12 protein-coding genes are annotated in these 15,770 nt (G+C 62.1%); 6 read left to right on the top strand and 6 right to left on the bottom strand.

The features are described 5' to 3' along the window. Positions 1-118: 118 nt before the first annotated feature. Positions 119-2,155, top strand: coding sequence for an FAD-dependent oxidoreductase (locus NTD85_RS05015; protein ID WP_262141575.1), 2,037 nt, complete (start codon positions 119-121; stop codon positions 2,153-2,155). A gap of 227 nt (positions 2,156-2,382) precedes the next feature. Continuing rightward, positions 2,383-3,309 carry a 1-aminocyclopropane-1-carboxylate deaminase/D-cysteine desulfhydrase gene (locus NTD85_RS05020; RefSeq protein WP_262141576.1) on the top strand — a complete coding sequence of 309 codons (927 nt, stop codon included), beginning with the start codon at positions 2,383-2,385 and terminating at the stop codon, positions 3,307-3,309. A gap of 159 nt (positions 3,310-3,468) precedes the next feature. Here the strand turns inward: NTD85_RS05020 and NTD85_RS05025 are convergent, their stop codons facing one another. From NTD85_RS05025 to NTD85_RS05035, 3 genes are all read right to left on the bottom strand, one after another. After that, complete coding sequence (locus NTD85_RS05025; protein ID WP_262141577.1) at positions 3,469-4,023, bottom strand: cytochrome b; 555 nt, start codon at positions 4,021-4,023, stop codon at positions 3,469-3,471. A gap of 197 nt (positions 4,024-4,220) precedes the next feature. Continuing rightward, complete coding sequence (gene phnX, locus NTD85_RS05030; protein WP_262141579.1) at positions 4,221-5,048, bottom strand: phosphonoacetaldehyde hydrolase; 828 nt, start codon at positions 5,046-5,048, stop codon at positions 4,221-4,223. 145 nt (positions 5,049-5,193) lie between these two features. Continuing rightward, the gene (locus NTD85_RS05035; RefSeq protein WP_262141581.1) at positions 5,194-6,303 is read right to left on the bottom strand and encodes a 2-aminoethylphosphonate--pyruvate transaminase; all 1,110 of its coding nucleotides are present in this window, start codon (positions 6,301-6,303) and stop codon (positions 5,194-5,196) included. Positions 6,304-6,416: 113 nt separating this feature from the next. Here NTD85_RS05035 and NTD85_RS05040 point away from each other — a divergent pair, with 113 nt between their 5' ends. Then, entirely contained in the window at positions 6,417-7,277 is an 861-nt protein-coding gene (locus NTD85_RS05040) for a LysR substrate-binding domain-containing protein (RefSeq protein WP_262141582.1), read from the top strand. Between the two features lie 121 nt (positions 7,278-7,398). On the opposite strand, the gene NTD85_RS05045 is transcribed toward NTD85_RS05040, so the two are convergent. Beyond that, positions 7,399-8,271: a LysR family transcriptional regulator gene (locus NTD85_RS05045; protein WP_103486580.1), complete on the bottom strand. Its 873-nt coding sequence runs from the start codon at positions 8,269-8,271 to the stop codon at positions 7,399-7,401. Positions 8,272-8,541: 270 nt separating this feature from the next. Between NTD85_RS05045 and NTD85_RS05050 the strand changes: the two genes are divergently transcribed. Together NTD85_RS05050 and NTD85_RS05055 are read left to right on the top strand one after the other, a co-directional pair. Continuing rightward, complete coding sequence (locus NTD85_RS05050) at positions 8,542-9,867, top strand: MFS transporter (RefSeq protein ID WP_103521220.1); 1,326 nt, start codon at positions 8,542-8,544, stop codon at positions 9,865-9,867. A 71-nt stretch (positions 9,868-9,938) separates the two neighbouring features. Beyond that, on the top strand, positions 9,939-11,330 hold the full coding sequence (locus NTD85_RS05055) for an FAD-dependent oxidoreductase (RefSeq protein ID WP_262141583.1): 1,392 nt from the start codon (positions 9,939-9,941) through the stop codon (positions 11,328-11,330). Between the two features lie 527 nt (positions 11,331-11,857). Here the strand turns inward: NTD85_RS05055 and NTD85_RS05060 are convergent. After that, positions 11,858-13,243: a type VI secretion system Vgr family protein gene (locus tag NTD85_RS05060; RefSeq protein ID WP_262141584.1), complete on the bottom strand. Its 1,386-nt coding sequence runs from the start codon at positions 13,241-13,243 to the stop codon at positions 11,858-11,860. A gap of 221 nt (positions 13,244-13,464) precedes the next feature. Between NTD85_RS05060 and NTD85_RS05065 the strand changes: the two genes are divergently transcribed. Next, complete coding sequence (locus NTD85_RS05065) at positions 13,465-14,169, top strand: YebC/PmpR family DNA-binding transcriptional regulator (RefSeq protein WP_003223660.1); 705 nt, start codon at positions 13,465-13,467, stop codon at positions 14,167-14,169. Positions 14,170-14,292: 123 nt separating this feature from the next. Here the strand turns inward: NTD85_RS05065 and NTD85_RS05070 are convergent, their stop codons facing one another. After that, complete coding sequence (locus tag NTD85_RS05070; protein ID WP_103521613.1) at positions 14,293-15,606, bottom strand: protein kinase; 1,314 nt, start codon at positions 15,604-15,606, stop codon at positions 14,293-14,295. Positions 15,607-15,770 lie beyond the last annotated feature (164 nt).

Below are 15,770 nucleotides of genomic sequence, written 5' to 3' on the forward strand. Positions count from 1 at the left end.
ATAAGTTGTCAGTTTCGGTCATTGAGTGACAGCAGTGCGACTCTTAGTCTGTCGAACATGACTGACGGGGGACGCAGAGCTCCCGCAATTTCCGTGATCGCTCGTTGTGGAGTTACCGATGACCGCCCATTACCCGCACCTGTTGGCCCCGCTGGACCTGGGATTCACCACGCTGCGCAACCGCACCCTGATGGGTTCGATGCACACTGGCCTCGAAGAAAAACCGGGCGGCTTCGAACGCATGGCGGCGTACTTCGCCGAGCGCGCCCGGGGTGGTGTCGGCCTGATGGTCACCGGCGGTATCGGCCCGAACGACGAGGGCGGCGTGTACTCCGGCGCAGCCAAACTGACCACCGAGGAAGAAGCGCTCAAGCACCGCATCGTCACCCGCGCGGTGCATGAGGCGGGCGGCAAGATCTGCATGCAGATCCTCCACGCCGGGCGTTATGCCTACAGCCCGAAACAGGTCGCGCCGAGTGCGATTCAGGCACCGATCAACCCGTTCAAGCCCAAAGAGCTGGATGAGGAAGGCATCGAGAAACAGATCAGCGATTTCGTCACCTGTTCGGTACTGGCGCAGAGCGCCGAGTACGACGGCGTGGAAATCATGGGCTCGGAAGGTTATTTCATTAACCAGTTCCTCGCCGCGCACACCAACCACCGTACCGACCGCTGGGGTGGCAGCTACGAAAACCGCATGCGCCTGCCGGTGGAAATCGTCCGTCGTGTACGTGAAGCGGTGGGCCCGAACTTCATCATCATTTTCCGCCTGTCGATGCTCGATCTGGTCGAGGGCGGCAGCAGTTGGGAAGAAATCGTGACCCTGGCCAAAGCCATCGAGCAGGCCGGCGCGACCATCATCAACACCGGCATCGGCTGGCACGAAGCACGCATCCCGACCATCGCCACCAAAGTGCCGCGCGCCGCGTTCAGCAAGGTCACCGCCAAACTGCGTGGTTCGGTGAGCATTCCGCTGATTACCACCAACCGCATCAACACCCCGGAAATCGCCGAGCAGATCCTCGCTGAAGGCGATGCCGACATGGTCTCGATGGCCCGGCCGTTCCTCGCCGATCCGGACTTCGTCAACAAGGCCGCGGAAGGTCGCGCCGATGAAATCAACACCTGCATCGGTTGCAACCAGGCGTGCCTCGATCACACCTTCGGCGGCAAGCTCACCAGTTGCCTGGTCAACCCGCGTGCCTGCCACGAAACCGAGCTCAACTACCTGCCGGTGCAGCAGATCAAGAAGATCGCGGTGGTCGGTGCCGGCCCTGCCGGTCTGTCCGCCGCGACCGTGGCCGCCGAGCGCGGGCACCAGGTGACGTTGTTTGATTCGGCCAGCGAAATCGGTGGCCAGTTCAACATCGCCAAGCGTGTGCCGGGCAAGGAAGAGTTCTTCGAAACCCTGCGCTACTTCAAGCGCAAGCTGCAGACCACCCATGTCGAGGTGTGCCTGAACACTCGCGTTGACGTGGCGAAACTGGTCGAGGGCGGTTACGACGAAATCATCCTCGCCACCGGCATCGCGCCACGTGTGCCGGCGATTCCGGGTGTCGAAAATGCCAAGGTGCTGAGCTACCTGAACGTGATCCTCGAGCGCAAACCGGTGGGCAAACGCGTGGCGGTGATCGGTGCGGGCGGTATCGGTTTCGACGTCTCGGAATTCCTTGTCCACCAAGGCGTGGCCACCAGTCTGGATCGCACCGCGTTCTGGAAAGAGTGGGGCATCGACACGAATCTGGAAGCCCGTGGTGGCGTGGCCGGGATCAAAGCGGCGCCGCATGCACCGGCCCGTGAAGTGTTCCTGTTGCAGCGCAAGAAAACCAAGGTCGGCGACGGTCTGGGCAAGACCACCGGCTGGATTCACCGCACTGGCCTGAAGAACAAGCAGGTGCAGATGCTCAACAGCGTCGAATACCTGAAGATCGACGACGAAGGCCTGCACATCCGTATCGGCGAAACCGGCGAGCCGCAAGTGCTGGCAGTGGACAACATCGTGATCTGCGCCGGCCAGGATCCGCTGCGTGAGCTGCAGGACGGTCTGGTGGCGGCGGGGCAGAACGTGCACCTGATCGGCGGCGCCGATGTGGCAGCGGAGCTGGATGCCAAGCGCGCGATCAATCAGGGGTCGCGTCTGGCTGCTGAACTCTAAGCCCCACAAATCTCCAATGTGGGAGCGGGCTTGCTCGCGAAAGCGGAGTGTCAGCCAATACACATGTCGACTGACACGACGCCTTCGCGAGCAAGCCCGCTCCCACAGTAGATTTGTGGTGTTCGCAGAATTTATGGATGGCGCGGATCCTGTAGGAGTGAGCCTGCTCGCGATGGCGTCCTGTGAGCGATTAGAATGCCGGCTCAATCCAGAATGATCATTCGGCCATGCTTCTCCCTCCCGCCAACTGGCTACCCCAAGCCCCCCTCGAACGACTTCAGCTCGACTGGCTCAGCACCGCCGGTATCGAGGTCGCCATCCTGCGTCTGGACCGGATCGACCCGCTGATCAGTGGCAACAAGTGGTTCAAACTCGTTGAGCACCTCAAGGCCGCCGATCGCGCCGGGGCGCGAGGCATCATCAGTCTTGGTGGCGCGCATTCCAATCATCTGCATGCGCTCGCAGCGGCGGGCAAACGTCTGGGCTTCAAAACAGTCGGCCTGTTGCGCGGGCATCCGCAGCAGACACCTACGGTTGCGGATTTGCAGGCGTTCGGCATGCAACTGCACTGGCTGGGGTTTGGCGGCTATCGGGATCGGCATGCGCCGGGGTTCTGGCAGCCGTGGCAGACACAGTATCCGGACTTTCATGCGGTGCCGGAGGGCGGCGGCGGATTGCCCGGGGCGCTCGGTTGTGCGGCGCTGAAGGCGCAGGTCAACGCGCAATTGGCCGGATTGAGCTGGAGCGATTATCACGGCTGGTGGCTGGCCTGCGGCACCGGGACGACGTTGGCAGGGCTGGTGCTCGCCGAGGCGGGAGAGCATCCGGTGTACGGTGCGCTGGCGGTGCCGGAGGACCATGGCGTGGCGCCGCAGGTTGAGGCGATTGTTCAGGAGGCGGGGCGGGTTGCGGTGGACTACGCGCTGTTCGACGCGAGCCGGGGTGGTTTTGCCAAGGTTGATGCGCAGTTGCTTGAATTCATCGACAGCACTGAGCGCAGTAGTGGCGTTCCGCTGGAGCCGCTGTACACCGGCAAGGCGTTATTGGCGCTGAAGCAGCAGGTTGAAGCGGGCAGGTTCGAGCACGGCACGCGGCTGATCTTCGTGCATACCGGCGGCTTGCAGGGGCGCCGCGGATTCAGTTCCTGCAGTTGAACTTATGTGGCGAGGGAGCTTGCTCCCGCTCGGCGGCGCAGCCGTCGCAAGTCCAGCGACATCGCTCTGCCTGACTGTCCGCATTTTCAGAATTTGGGTCTGCTGCGCAGCCCAGCGGGAGCAAGCTCCCTCACCACAAGGCATGGTCAAAACTGGGCCTCAGCGTTCCGCGCGCTTGGGCATCATCCGCAACAGGGTGTTATCGCCGACCACATAATGGTGATACAGCCCCGCCAGCGCATGCAGGCCGATCAGCCAGTAGCCGATGTTGCCGATCAACACGTGCCAGTGTTCCACCTGCTTGGCGAAAGCCTTGTCTTCATTGACCAGCAGTGGCAGATCGAAGCCGTAGAACATCACCTGATGCCCCTCGGCGCTGGTGATCAGCCAGCCGAGGATCGGCATGCTGATCATGAACAGGTACAACAGCCAGTGCATCACCCGCGCCAGCAAGGTCTGCCATTGGGGGGACGCCGGGAAGATTTTCGGTGCCGGGCCGATGCTGCGGGCTACAAGACGAAACCACACCAGCACGAACACGGTCAGGCCAAGCATGTAATGCACTTCGCGAATCAGCGTGCGGCCGCCACTGCCCTTGGGAAAGATCCCGCGCAACTCCATGCTGGCATATACCAGGATCAACAGGACCAGCATCAGCCAGTGCAGCAGCACGGACACGGTGCTGTAGCGGGATTCGGAACTTGTCCACGGCATACGGTATTTCCTCACGGATCAGGGTCACTGCGTGCCGTTCTTGTGCGACGGCATGCTTTAACTGTAATCCGCTTTGACGGATTTGCCTGATGCTGATCGGTCTTTTAATGCGCTGAATCAGGTGTTGTGCTGCTTTTTCATAAAAAAACGCCAGTGTCACGAAGACACTGGCGTTTTTTCTTTTAACGCAGCGGCGATCAGCTCGATTGTGGCATTTCACCGTTGGCCAGGCGCTTGTTGATATCGGCAATCACTTCCGGCAGGTCGCTGATGGTGTCGATCATGTAGTGCGGACGCGAATCGGCGAACAGCGCGTGAATGCGTTTGCGTTCACTGGCCAGTTCGTCGCTACCCAGTGCACGGTAGCCCGCGTAATCCAGGCCCAGCGCGTTGCCCGAGCAGATCAGCGCCACAGTCCACATCCCGGCGCGACGGCCTTCGAGGATGCCCGGCACGGTGTCATCGATCTTCACGCAGGCGCCGACGTCGTCGATGCCCAGGGCGATCACGTTGGCCAGGGCCTGGGCCGGCCACGGACGGCCATTTGGCACTTCGTCGGTGGCCACCACGTGGTCGGCGACGTAGCCGTTGCTGGCGGCCAGCGCCACGACCTTGTCCATCACCTGTTTCGGGTAGCCGGAGCAGGAGCCGATCTTGATCCCTTGCTGGCGCAGGTTGGCGATGGTGTCCAGTGCGCCGGGGATAAGTGCCGAGTGTTCGGCGATCTTCTCGATCTGCAGTGGCATGAAGCGGTTGTAGATGGCGGTGACGTCGTCATCGGTCGGCGTGCGGCCGAACGCTTTGCGATAACGCTCGGCCACTTGCGGCTGATCGCACAGGGTGCGGATGTGGTCCCACTTGCCCATGCCCATCGGGCCGCGGGCCTCTTCGATGGACACCTGCACGTCGAATTCGGCGAAGGCTTCGACGAAGATCTGGGTTGGCGCGAACGAGCCGAAATCGACCACGGTGCCAGCCCAGTCGAGGATGGCGGCTTGCAGTTTGCTTGGGTTGGTGTAGTTCATGGCAATCAATTCCTGAGTTGGCAATACGGTTCAAAACTGTGGGAGCGGGCTTGCTCGCGAAGGCGTTGTGTCAGTCGACATTAATGTTGAATGTTCAACCGCTTTCGCGAGCAAGCCCGCTCCCACAGGGGGATTGGGGTGTTGTTCAGATCTCGAGGACTTCCATCTCGCGCAGCACTTCACCCACTGCCGCGACGGCCTGGCGCATTTCGTCCGGGCTGACGTGGCCGATGCAGCCGACGCGGAAGGTTTCGACTTGGGTCAGCTTGCCGGGGTAGAGGATGTAACCCTTGGCCTTGACCCGTTCGTAGAAGTCCTTGAACTGGTAGCGCGGGTCTTGCGGGGCATGGAAGGTGGCGATGATCGGTGCCTGGATCGCCGCCGGCAGAAAGCTGCGCAGCCCGAGCTTGCCCGTCTCTTCCATCAGCGCCTGGCAGTTGGCGGCGTAGCGCGCATGGCGAGCGGGGAGACCACCTTCTTCGTTGTATTGCAGCAGCGCTTCGTGCAGCGCCGCGACCACATGGGTCGGCGGGGTGAAGCGCCACTGGCCGGTCTTCTGCATGTAGCTGTGCTGGTCGTACAGGTCCATCGCCAGCGAGTGCGAATTGCCGGCGGCTGCGGCCAGTGATTCTTTGCGAGCAAAGACGAAACCCATTCCCGGCACGCCCTCCAGACACTTGCCGGAGGCGGCGATCAGTGCGTCGAACGGCACTCTTTGCGCGTCCACCGGCAGTGCGCCGAACGAGCTCATGGCGTCGATGATCAAGCGCTTGCCGTGTTGCGCAACGACGTCAGCGATCTCCGGCAACGGGTTGAGGATGCCGGTGCTGGTTTCGCAGTGAATCAGCGCAACGTGGGTGATGTCGCCGTCGGCGCGCAGCAGACGATCGACGTCGGCGGCGGTAGTCGGTTCGTCTTCGGCAGTCTCAAAGGTGCTGAACGAGCGGCCGAGCACTTCGCAGATCTTTGCCAGACGCTTGCCGTAGGCGCCGTTGATCAGCACCAGGACTTTACCGTCACGCGGCACCAGGGTACCGATGGCAGCTTCGACGGCGAAGGTGCCGCTGCCCTGCAACGGCACGCAGTGGTGAGTGGTGGCGCCGTTGAGGATCGCCAGCAGTTGCTCGCAGAGGCTGGCGGTCAGTTGATTGAAGCGGTCATCCCATGACCCCCAGTCGACCATCATTGCCTGGCGGGTGCGCGCCGAGGTGGTCAACGGGCCGGGAGTGAGCAGGATGGGGGCGGCAGTACTCATTCGTGTGTCCTCGCGAAAGCGCTGTGGGATGAAGCTACGGGGCATACGTTGCAATTCGGCGTTGCATCAATCAAATTGTTTGTTGTTATGCCAGCCATCAGTGAGGGTTATTCATGAATCTGTTCCAGCTGCGTGCCTTCGACGCCGTGGCCCGGGAAGGCAGCTTCACTCGCGCCGCCGCACGCTTGTTTATCAGCCAGCCGGCGGTCACCGGGCATATCAAAGCGCTGGAGGAGCACTACCAGATCACCTTGTTGCGCCGTACGGCACGCCGGGTGGAGCTGACCGAGGAGGGCACCAAACTGGCGGCGATCACCCGCGCCATGTTCGGTCTGGCCGAAGAAGCGCAGACCATGCTTGAGGCCAACCGCCAGTTGCTCACCGGGCGTCTGGAGGTGGCGGCGGACGGGCCGCACATGGTCATGCCGATGCTCGCCAGCCTGCGCGCACGTTATCCGGGGATCACGGTGAATCTGCGCCTGGGCAATGCGCAGGAAACCCTCGCCGCGCTGCTATCCGAGCATGCGGACGTGGCGGTGCTGACCGAGGTCGAACCGCGCAAGGGCCTGCATCTGCAAGCCTTGAGCGAATCGAGGATCTGCGCGCTGGTGCCCGCCGGGCATGCGTGGGCGCAGCGTGCCGGCGAAGTAAAGCTCAAGGAGCTGGATCAGGTGATCATGGTGCTGCGCGAGCCGAGTTCGATCACCCGGCGCACCTTTGATCAGGCCTGCACGCAGGCGGCGGTGCATCCGCGAGTGTTGCTGGAGCTGGACAGTCGCGAGGCGGTGACCGAAGCGGTGGCGGCGGAACTCGGGGTGGGTGTGGTGTCGTCGGTGGAGGTCAGCCATGACCCGCGGGTGGTGGCGATTCCGATTGTCGGGGACGGGTTGGTCAATCGGCACATGATCGGGTGCATGGAGCGGCGGCGGGAATTGCGCTTGATTCAGGCGTTCTTTGGTCTGACGACAGTCTGACAATTCGCGGCGCGTCATTCGCGAGCAAGCTCGCTCCCACAGGTATTGTGGCGTGTACATAATGTGTGAACGACCGAGAACCCTGTGGGAGCGAGCTTGCTCGCGAAGGGGCCAGACCTGTTTACGCAAGACTCTCGCGCACCATATCGAGAAACGTCGCCACCACCCGCCGCGAACTCTGCTCACGCAAGCACACCAGCGTCTCGGTCAATCGCCGGGTGCAATCGGTAATCGGCAACGCGCAGACTCGCGAATCCGCGCCAAACTCCGCTGCCGACACCACCCCCACACCAATTCCCACCACCACCGCCTCACGCGCGGCTTCCCGGCCCTCGACCTGAATCGCCGGGCGAATACGGAACCCGGCGCGGGCCATTTCTTCTTCCAGGGTCTGCCGGGTCACCGAGCCGTGTTCGCGCAGCACCAGCGGCGTGTCGTCGAGATCGGCCAGGCAGATCGACTCACGCTCGGCCCACGGGTGATGGCGCGAAACGAACGCCACCATCGGGTCGTTGCGCAGTGGCACGCACAGCAGGCGCTCATCAGTGACATCGCGCCCGAGCAGCGCCAGATCGGCCTGATAGTTGAACAGGCGAAACAGCGATTCATCGGTGTTGCCGGTTTCGATCTTCACGCTGATCCCCGGGTAGCGCTCGCAAAACCGCGCGATCTGCGGCAGCACATGCACCGGCGCATCCACTGCCAGAATCAGGCTGCCGGTTTGCAAGGCCCGGGAATCCTGCAGCAACTCCTGTGCTTCAGCCTCAATCACAAACAGCCGTTGGGTAATCGCCAGCAGACGCTCACCGAGATCGGTCAGGCGCACCGAACGCTTGTTGCGGTGAAACAGCAACACGCCAAAGCGTTCCTCGAGTTTGCGCACCTGGTCGGAAATCGCCGGTTGTGTGAGAAAAAGCCGTTCGGCGGCTTTGGTGAAGCTTCCGTGGACAGCCACGGCGTGAAAGGCTTTGAGCTGGGCGTGGGACACCGACATGCAGCCTCCAGTAACAAGCTGAGCTTATGTGTGAAATACGATAAATCGATTTTATTTATTAAACAGTAATTGCTTTGATCCGCTCACGCCATCGCTGCCTGTCTGTACGGACAGCAGGGTTGGCGATGAGCCTGTGCGTGCAAGAACAGGACTCATCTGACCGCTATCGCCATTAGGGATGGGGCGCTGGCGCAGTGCTCAACAATAAAAAACACAGGCGTTTACTTAACGATTCTGCCGGCACACTCACATCCTGAGGTCAGAACCACAATGAACAAGCACATCGGCACCATTGCGCGTTGGCGCATGCAGATTTTCGCTATCACCTGGCTCGCGTACGCCGCTTTCTATTTCACCCGCAAAGCGTTTTCGGTGGCCAAACTGGGCATCGCCGAAGACCCGACGTTCATGCTCGACAAGATGGCCATGGCCAACCTCGATGCGATCTATCTGGCGGCCTACGCCATCGGCCAATTCACCTGGGGCATGCTCGCCGACCGCTTTGGCCCAAGGGTTGTGGTGCTCGGCGGGCTGTTGATTTCCGCGGGTGCGGCACTGGTGATGGGCAGCTTCGCCACGCTGCCGATTTTCGCCACCTGCATGCTGATTCAGGGCCTGGCGCAATCCACCGGCTGGTCGGGGCTGTGCAAGAACCTCGGCAGTTTCTTCCCGGCCGAACAGCGTGGGCGGGTACTCGGTCTGTGGAGTTCCTGCTACGCGTTTGGCGGTCTGGTGGCCTCGCCGTTTGCCGGCTGGTGGGCGTATACGCTGATGGGCACCTGGCACGCCGCGTTCATTTCCAGTGCGGCGGTAGTGGCGGCGGTGGCGGTGCTGTTCTTTATATTCCAGCGCAACAAACCGGAAGACGTCGGCTTGCCAGCGGTGGAGCCGGAGCCGGAATTGAGTGCGGCAGAGACCGAAGCCAACAGCAAACTCAGCGTCTGGGAGCCGTTGAAGGAAATCCTGCGCAACCGCACGGTGCTGGTGCTGGGCCTGGCGTATTTCATGCTGAAACCGGCGCGCTACGCGATTCTGCTGTGGGGCCCGGTGATTGTCTTCGAACAGATGCCCAGTGTCGGCAAGGTCGGCGCGGCGATCATTCCCACCTCGTTCGAACTGGCCGGTCTGCTCGGGCCGATCATGATCGGCATGGCCTCGGACAAACTGTTCGGCGCCCGGCGCATGCCAGCCTGCGTCCTCAGCCTGCTGGCGCTGACCGTGACCCTAGCGCTGTTCATGGGCGCGTTGCACACCGGCAGCGTGATGCTGGTGGTGGCGCTGCTGTTTGTCATGGGTCTGACCCTGTACGGACCGGACTCGATGATCAGCGGCGCGGCGGCGATCGACTTTGGCAAGGCTAAGGCCGGTGCCACCGCGGCCGGTTTCGTCAACGGTTGCGGCTCGGTCGGCGCAGTGCTCGGCGGATTGCTGCCGGGTTACTTCGATTCGGTGACGGTGTTCATCGTCTTCGCCGGCTGCGCATTGTTCTCGGCGCTGGTGCTGATTCCGCACTGGAACAGCCGCCCGGTCGGGGTGATGGAACCGCGCGCGTCCATCCCCAATTGCCCGCTGACCATCAAACCCCTGCGTAACTGAAAACCCTTGCCTCGCGGCCTGCTGCGGCGCTCGCGGCAGGCTGTGTCGTGGCCATCTGACTGGAGAATCCCATGCGACCGTTTTGGCTCGAACAGGCCTTGCAGGCCGATCCATCCGCAACGTGCCCACCGCTGCAAGGCGAAGTACGCACTGACGTGTGCATCGTCGGCGGCGGCTACACCGGGTTGTGGACGGCGATCATGCTCAAGCAGCAGAACCCTGAACTCGACGTGCTGCTGATCGAAGCCGACATCTGCGGCGCCGGTGCCAGCGGGCGCAACGGCGGTTGTGCGTTGTCGTGGTCAGCCAAGTATTTCACCCTCGAGCGGCTGTTCGGCGTCGAGGAGGCGGTACGTCTGGTCAAGGAATCCGAGCGCAGCATCCACGCCATCGGCGCGTTCTGCGAACAGTACGGCGTCGAGGCCGATTACCGCCTCGACGGCACGCTGTACACCGCTACAAACAAGGCGCAGGTCGGCTCGACCGACGCAGTGATCGCGGCGCTGGAGGGGCAGGGCATCAACTCATTCACCCAGCGCCCGGTGGCCGATGTGCAGCGCATGGCCGGTTCCGGCAAGCATCTGGAGGGCTGGTTCTCGCCGGCAGCTGCCAGTGTGCAACCGGGCAAGCTGGTGCGCGGCCTGCGCCGGGTGGCGTTGCAACTGGGCGTGAAGATCCATGAAAACACTGCGATGACCGGCCTGGAAGAAGGGCGCCCAGCGCGTATTCACACCGCCGGCGGCAGTGTGATTGCTGACCGGGTGGTACTGGCGATGAACGCGTGGATGGCCCGGGCGTTTCCGCAGTTCGAGCGTAGCGTGGCGATTGTTTCCAGCGACATGCTGATCACCGAGCCGCGCCCCGATCTGCTGCAGGACATCGGTTTGACCAGCGGCGTCACGGTGCTCGATTCGCGGATTTTCGTGCACTACTACCACAACACGCCGGACGGCCGGATCATGCTTGGCAAGGGGGGTAACACCTTCGCTTTTGGTGGGCGGATGTTGCCGGTGTTCGATCAGCCGTCGCCTTATGCGGATTTGCTCAAGCGCAGCCTTGGGGAGTTTTTTCCGGCGTTTACCGAGGTCAAGGTCGATGCGACGTGGAATGGGCCGTCGGATCGCTCGGTGACCGGGTTGCCGTTTTTTGGGCAGATGAGTGCCAGTGGCAATGTGTTTTATGGCTTTGGATATTCCGGCAGTGGTGTCGGGCCGTGTCACATGGGCGGGCAGATTCTTGCCTCGTTGGTGCAGGGGCTTGATAACCCTTGGACCCGTTCGCCATTGGTGAATGGGCCGTTGGGGTATTTTCCGCCGGAGCCGATTCGGTATCTGGGGTCGTTGATGGTGCGTAATGCGATTCGGCGCAAGGAGCGGGCTGAGGATCATGGGCGGCGGCCGCGGCATCTGGATGTGCGGTTGGCGAGGTTTGCGGCGGCGGCGGGGAAGGCTGACAAGGGATGATTGGGGGGCTTTGATTTATGGGGGCATATCCGTTGCTGCGGTAACGGCCTCCTATGGTTCCGCCCTTACGGCGGGTCACTTTTGGCAAACGCCCCAAAAGTAACCAAAAGGTCTATGCCCTGACGTTCGGCCCTCGCCTGGGCTCGGGTTCCTTCGCTCCGGGATTCATCCGGGGGGCAGCGCCTACGGTTTGCTTCGCTGCACCTCCTCTCGCTGTGTTTGGCTGCGCCAAACGGTCGCTGCGCTCCCACCCCCGGATAAATCCCTCCACTCAGCCTGCCGACGGGCCCTGAGATCAAAAGCTTTACTCGAGCTAACGCTCATTGTGTTAAGTGGGGCGGCTTCGCCGCATGCGGGGCACGCTCTCTGAGCTGTAGGAGCCAGCCTGCTGGCGATGGCGGCCTGACAGCCGACCATTCTCTAACTGACCACACTTATTCCAACTGTAGGAGTGAGACTGCTCGCGATAGCGCCCTCCCAGCCAACCAGGTTCCGGCCGCTGTACTCAATTCCAATGTCTGCGGCGCTTACGGATCGGCGCCATGGAGCAGCCAATCGAGCAACAGGCTGCTGTCGCGCGGTGGCGACGTTTCGCGCGGTGGCGCGGGCCGCGGGTTGGCGAGGCAGAGGATCGGTCGATCCGGGTCGCTGTCGAGGAAGCTCACCCACACCTCACTGCCGGCGCGGGGTAGCTGGTGGGCGGCGAGTTGGCCGGCGCCGGTCAGCGCGATCGGCAGCCACAGGCATGCAGACTCAGCGGTCTGCGCCGGCCAGAGGCTGACGCCGATGCGCCCGCGATCGTCCAGTGGCGCTGGCTGGCCGGGCGATCCCAGCACTTGCGCCAGGTGATAGCCGCCGATGTTCGGACGTGGCTGTGCCAGAGGCGGGCGGAAATCGCTCGACCAAGGCAGGGCAGTAAAGTCGTTTTGATAGCGATGCACACCCGTAGTCGGATCAAGAATCGAAGGGTGCTGGCCTTGATGGTGCAGTTCGGTGATCAGCCATTGTTCGTTGAAGGCATTGATCGGGTGCCCGCTGATCTGCAACAGATGGCCGCTGCGCAGTGCGCTGCAATCGCAGCAGCCCCGGATCGTGCGCGACTGGCAGCGCTGGCGTTGCAGGTGGCGACGGCTGCGTTGTTCGGCGTGGCGCTGTTCGCCCGACAGGTTCAACGGTGTGAGCGCGGGCACGGGGTGGTTGGCCGCGTCTGCGGCGCTGATCTCCTGGCCCCGGTTGCGAATGCTGTGCGCGGCCATGACCGGTGTCGCGTCATGGCGTTGCAGCAGGGTGCTGATGCGCGGTGACGGCGTGTCGTCGGTCACGGCAAACGGCACGGGCAATGGTTCCTGCGGCAGGCTCAGGTTGTCATCGGCAAACACCACGACATGCCCCTGCGGGCGATGTTCGAAGTGATAGTGAATGCCTTCCTCCTCACACAGCCGTTGCATGAAGGCCAGGTCGCTTTCCTCGAACTGAAGGCAAAATTCCCTTGGTGGGTATTGGCCGACGCTCATCTCGATCCGGTAACTGTCCGGCGGCAGTTCATGTTCGCCGAGCAATTGCGCGAGGATCGCCGGCACACTCGCTTGCACGAAGACCCGGCGCCGCGGCGACTGCTCCAGACTCAGCAGATGCGGGACCAGCGTCAGCCGGTAGCCGATACGGTGGCTGGCGCGATGTTCGCAACTTACGCTGTGGATCAGGCCATGAATCCCGTGATCGACGCCCAGACGCAGGAACGCCGGTTGGCGCAGCAGGCTTCCCGGCGGCAGGGCGGGGGCCAGGCCGATCACGTCAATCTCGAAACGAAAAGGCTGATTCAGTGCCTCCTTGCCGCTGAAACGCAGCACCGGCAGGCACAGTTGGCCGTCACTCAGGGTCAGGGTGAAAGGGCTTTCCTTGTCATTGAGCATTCGTACGGGCTCTGTGGGGCAATACGGACGGCAGAGGGTACGAAAACGCGAGCACGAATGGTCATGGCTAGTGTGGTTTTCAGAATCGCCCTACAAGGTGTGGTGAAGATGTCGATTCAACAATGAATATTTTTGGTCGATTGCCAACTTTAGGCCGTATAAACTTGGCGCCACGCGTCGGCCAATAGATGTCTCGGCGCCACAGATCAAGAGAGTGAGTAATGGGCGCACAGTGGAAGGTTAAACACAAAGAAGCGGCAGCCAACGCCAAGGGCAAGATCTTCGGCAAACTGGTGAAAGAAATCACCATCGCTGCCCGCAACGGTGCCGATACCGCCACCAACGCACACCTGCGTCTGGTGGTCGAACAGGCCAAGAAAGCTTCGATGCCCAAGGAAACCCTGGACCGCGCCATCAAGAAAGGCGCCGGCCTGCTGGGCGAAACCGTGCAGTACCACCGCGTGACGTACGAAGGTTTCGCGCCGCATCAGGTTCCGTTGATCGTCGAGTGCGTCACCGACAACATCAACCGCACCGTCGCAGAAATTCGCGTGGCCTTCCGTAAGGGCCAACTGGGTGCTTCCGGTTCGGTGGCCTGGGATTTCAACCACGTCGGCATGATCGAAGCTGCGCCGGACACTCCGGACGCCGATCCGGAAATGGCCGCGATTGAGGCCGGTGCCCAGGACTTCGAACCGGGCGAAGAGGGCGCGACCCTGTTCCTGACCGATCCGACCGACCTCGACGCGGTACAGAAGGCCCTGCCTGAGCAAGGTTTCACTGTGCTGTCGGCCAAACTCGGCTACCAGCCGAAGAACCCGGTCAGCGGCCTGAGTGCCGAGCAGATGGCTGAAGTTGAAGCGTTCCTGGAAGGCCTCGACAACCATGACGATGTGCAGGACATGTTTGTTGGTCTGGCGGGCTGATCTGTTGCAAAGATAACTGTGGCGAGGGAGCTTGCTCCCGCTCGGCTGCGCAGCAGTCGTTGTTTTTGGGACGGCTTTGCCGTCCAGCGGGAGCAAGTGCCCTCGCCACAGGATTTGCGTCAGTTAAAGCTTTTCCAGCACCTCGATCACTTCGCTGAACCCCGGTCGCGCCAGCACATCCGGCTGACAGCAACGCTGTTCCAGCGCTTGCAGCCGCTCGCGCCGCTCATCGCTCAACCCTGAGTCGATGCGCGCCAGCAATTCCCCGAGCAGAATCCCGAACGCCCGCACTTCGATGCGTTGCAGCGCCCGGGTTTCCAGGTTGTCGGTGGTGGCATGGAACGACGCCGCGCCGAAATCCCCCAGCAAGCAATCGCCCTGATCGTTCAACAGAATGTTGTGGCCGTAGAGATCGCCGTGGGTGATGCCCTGTTGATGCAGGTGTTCAGCCGCCGAAGCGATGCCTTGGGCAATGTTCAACGCCACCTCTGCACTGAACCGGCAATCCTCGGCATACACATCCCGCGAGCAACTGGCCAGGCTTGGCAATGCCGCGAGGTTACGGAAGCTCGGATCGATCAGTTGCATCACCAGGCCATGTTGGCCGTCAGGATGATCGTGAATGCGGCCCTCCACGCGAATCAGGTTCGGGTGCAGGCCGGCGGTGATGCAGGCGTTCATCTCGTGCAGCGGCGACCCGTCGCTGGTCATTTCACCTTTATAGAGCTTCACTGCGACCGGCACCTGCGAGCCGTCGGCGCGCTGCCACAATGCCCGGGAAATCACCCCCGAAGCGCCTTCGCCCAAGCGTTGCTCCAGACGCAGCGCCGACCAGTCGATCAGCGGCGTGGCTTCCAGCGCGGCGGCGTCGGCTTCGGTTTCCAGCGGATTACCGGCATAGGCCAGCCAGGTCAGGCTTGGCAGGGTCAGCAACCATTGCGGCAGTTCGCGCAAGCGGTTGGCGGCGATGCGGATCAGCTCCAGACGGTGACATTGGCTCATGGAGGCCGGCAGCGTTTGCAGGCGATTGCCGGCCAGCAGCAGTTTTTGCAGGTAAGGACGCTCACCCAGTTCGGTCGGCAGGGTTTCGATGCAGTTGTCGGTCAGGATCAACCAGCGCAGCAGCGGCGGCAGTGCTGCGCCCGGCACGTGGCTGATGCGGTTGGCCTTGAAGCCGATCATCGTCAGCGCCGTGCATTGGCCGACACAGGCTGGTACCTCGGTGAAGTGGTTGTCCGAGCAGAACAGAATGCGCATTCGGGTCAGGCGATGCAGGTCGTCGGGCAGGCTGCTCAAGGCATTGCCGCTGAGGTTGAGTACCTCCAGCGTGTCGGCCAGCTCGAAAATCTCGCGGGGAAACTCGGTCAGACCGCAAGACAGATCAAGCCGGGTAATGCCCGACAACTCGCCGGCGCGCAATTGAGCAAGGGTGTGCATGTAGGTGTTCACTGTCCAGGGAAAGAAGCGCCGGGCGCTCGGAATGGGCGACATGATAACGGCAATGGCTGGATTTGCACTGAAGAACACTCTGATCCTCTGTGGGAGCGAGCTTGCTCGCGAAGGCGTCCTGTCAGTTAGTGATTTGTCACTGACACTCCGCT

It is taken from the genome of Pseudomonas sp. 13B_3.2_Bac1 (assembly GCF_025466205.1).
In the GTDB taxonomy this organism is placed as follows: Bacteria; Pseudomonadota; Gammaproteobacteria; order Pseudomonadales; family Pseudomonadaceae; genus Aquipseudomonas; species Aquipseudomonas fluorescens_H.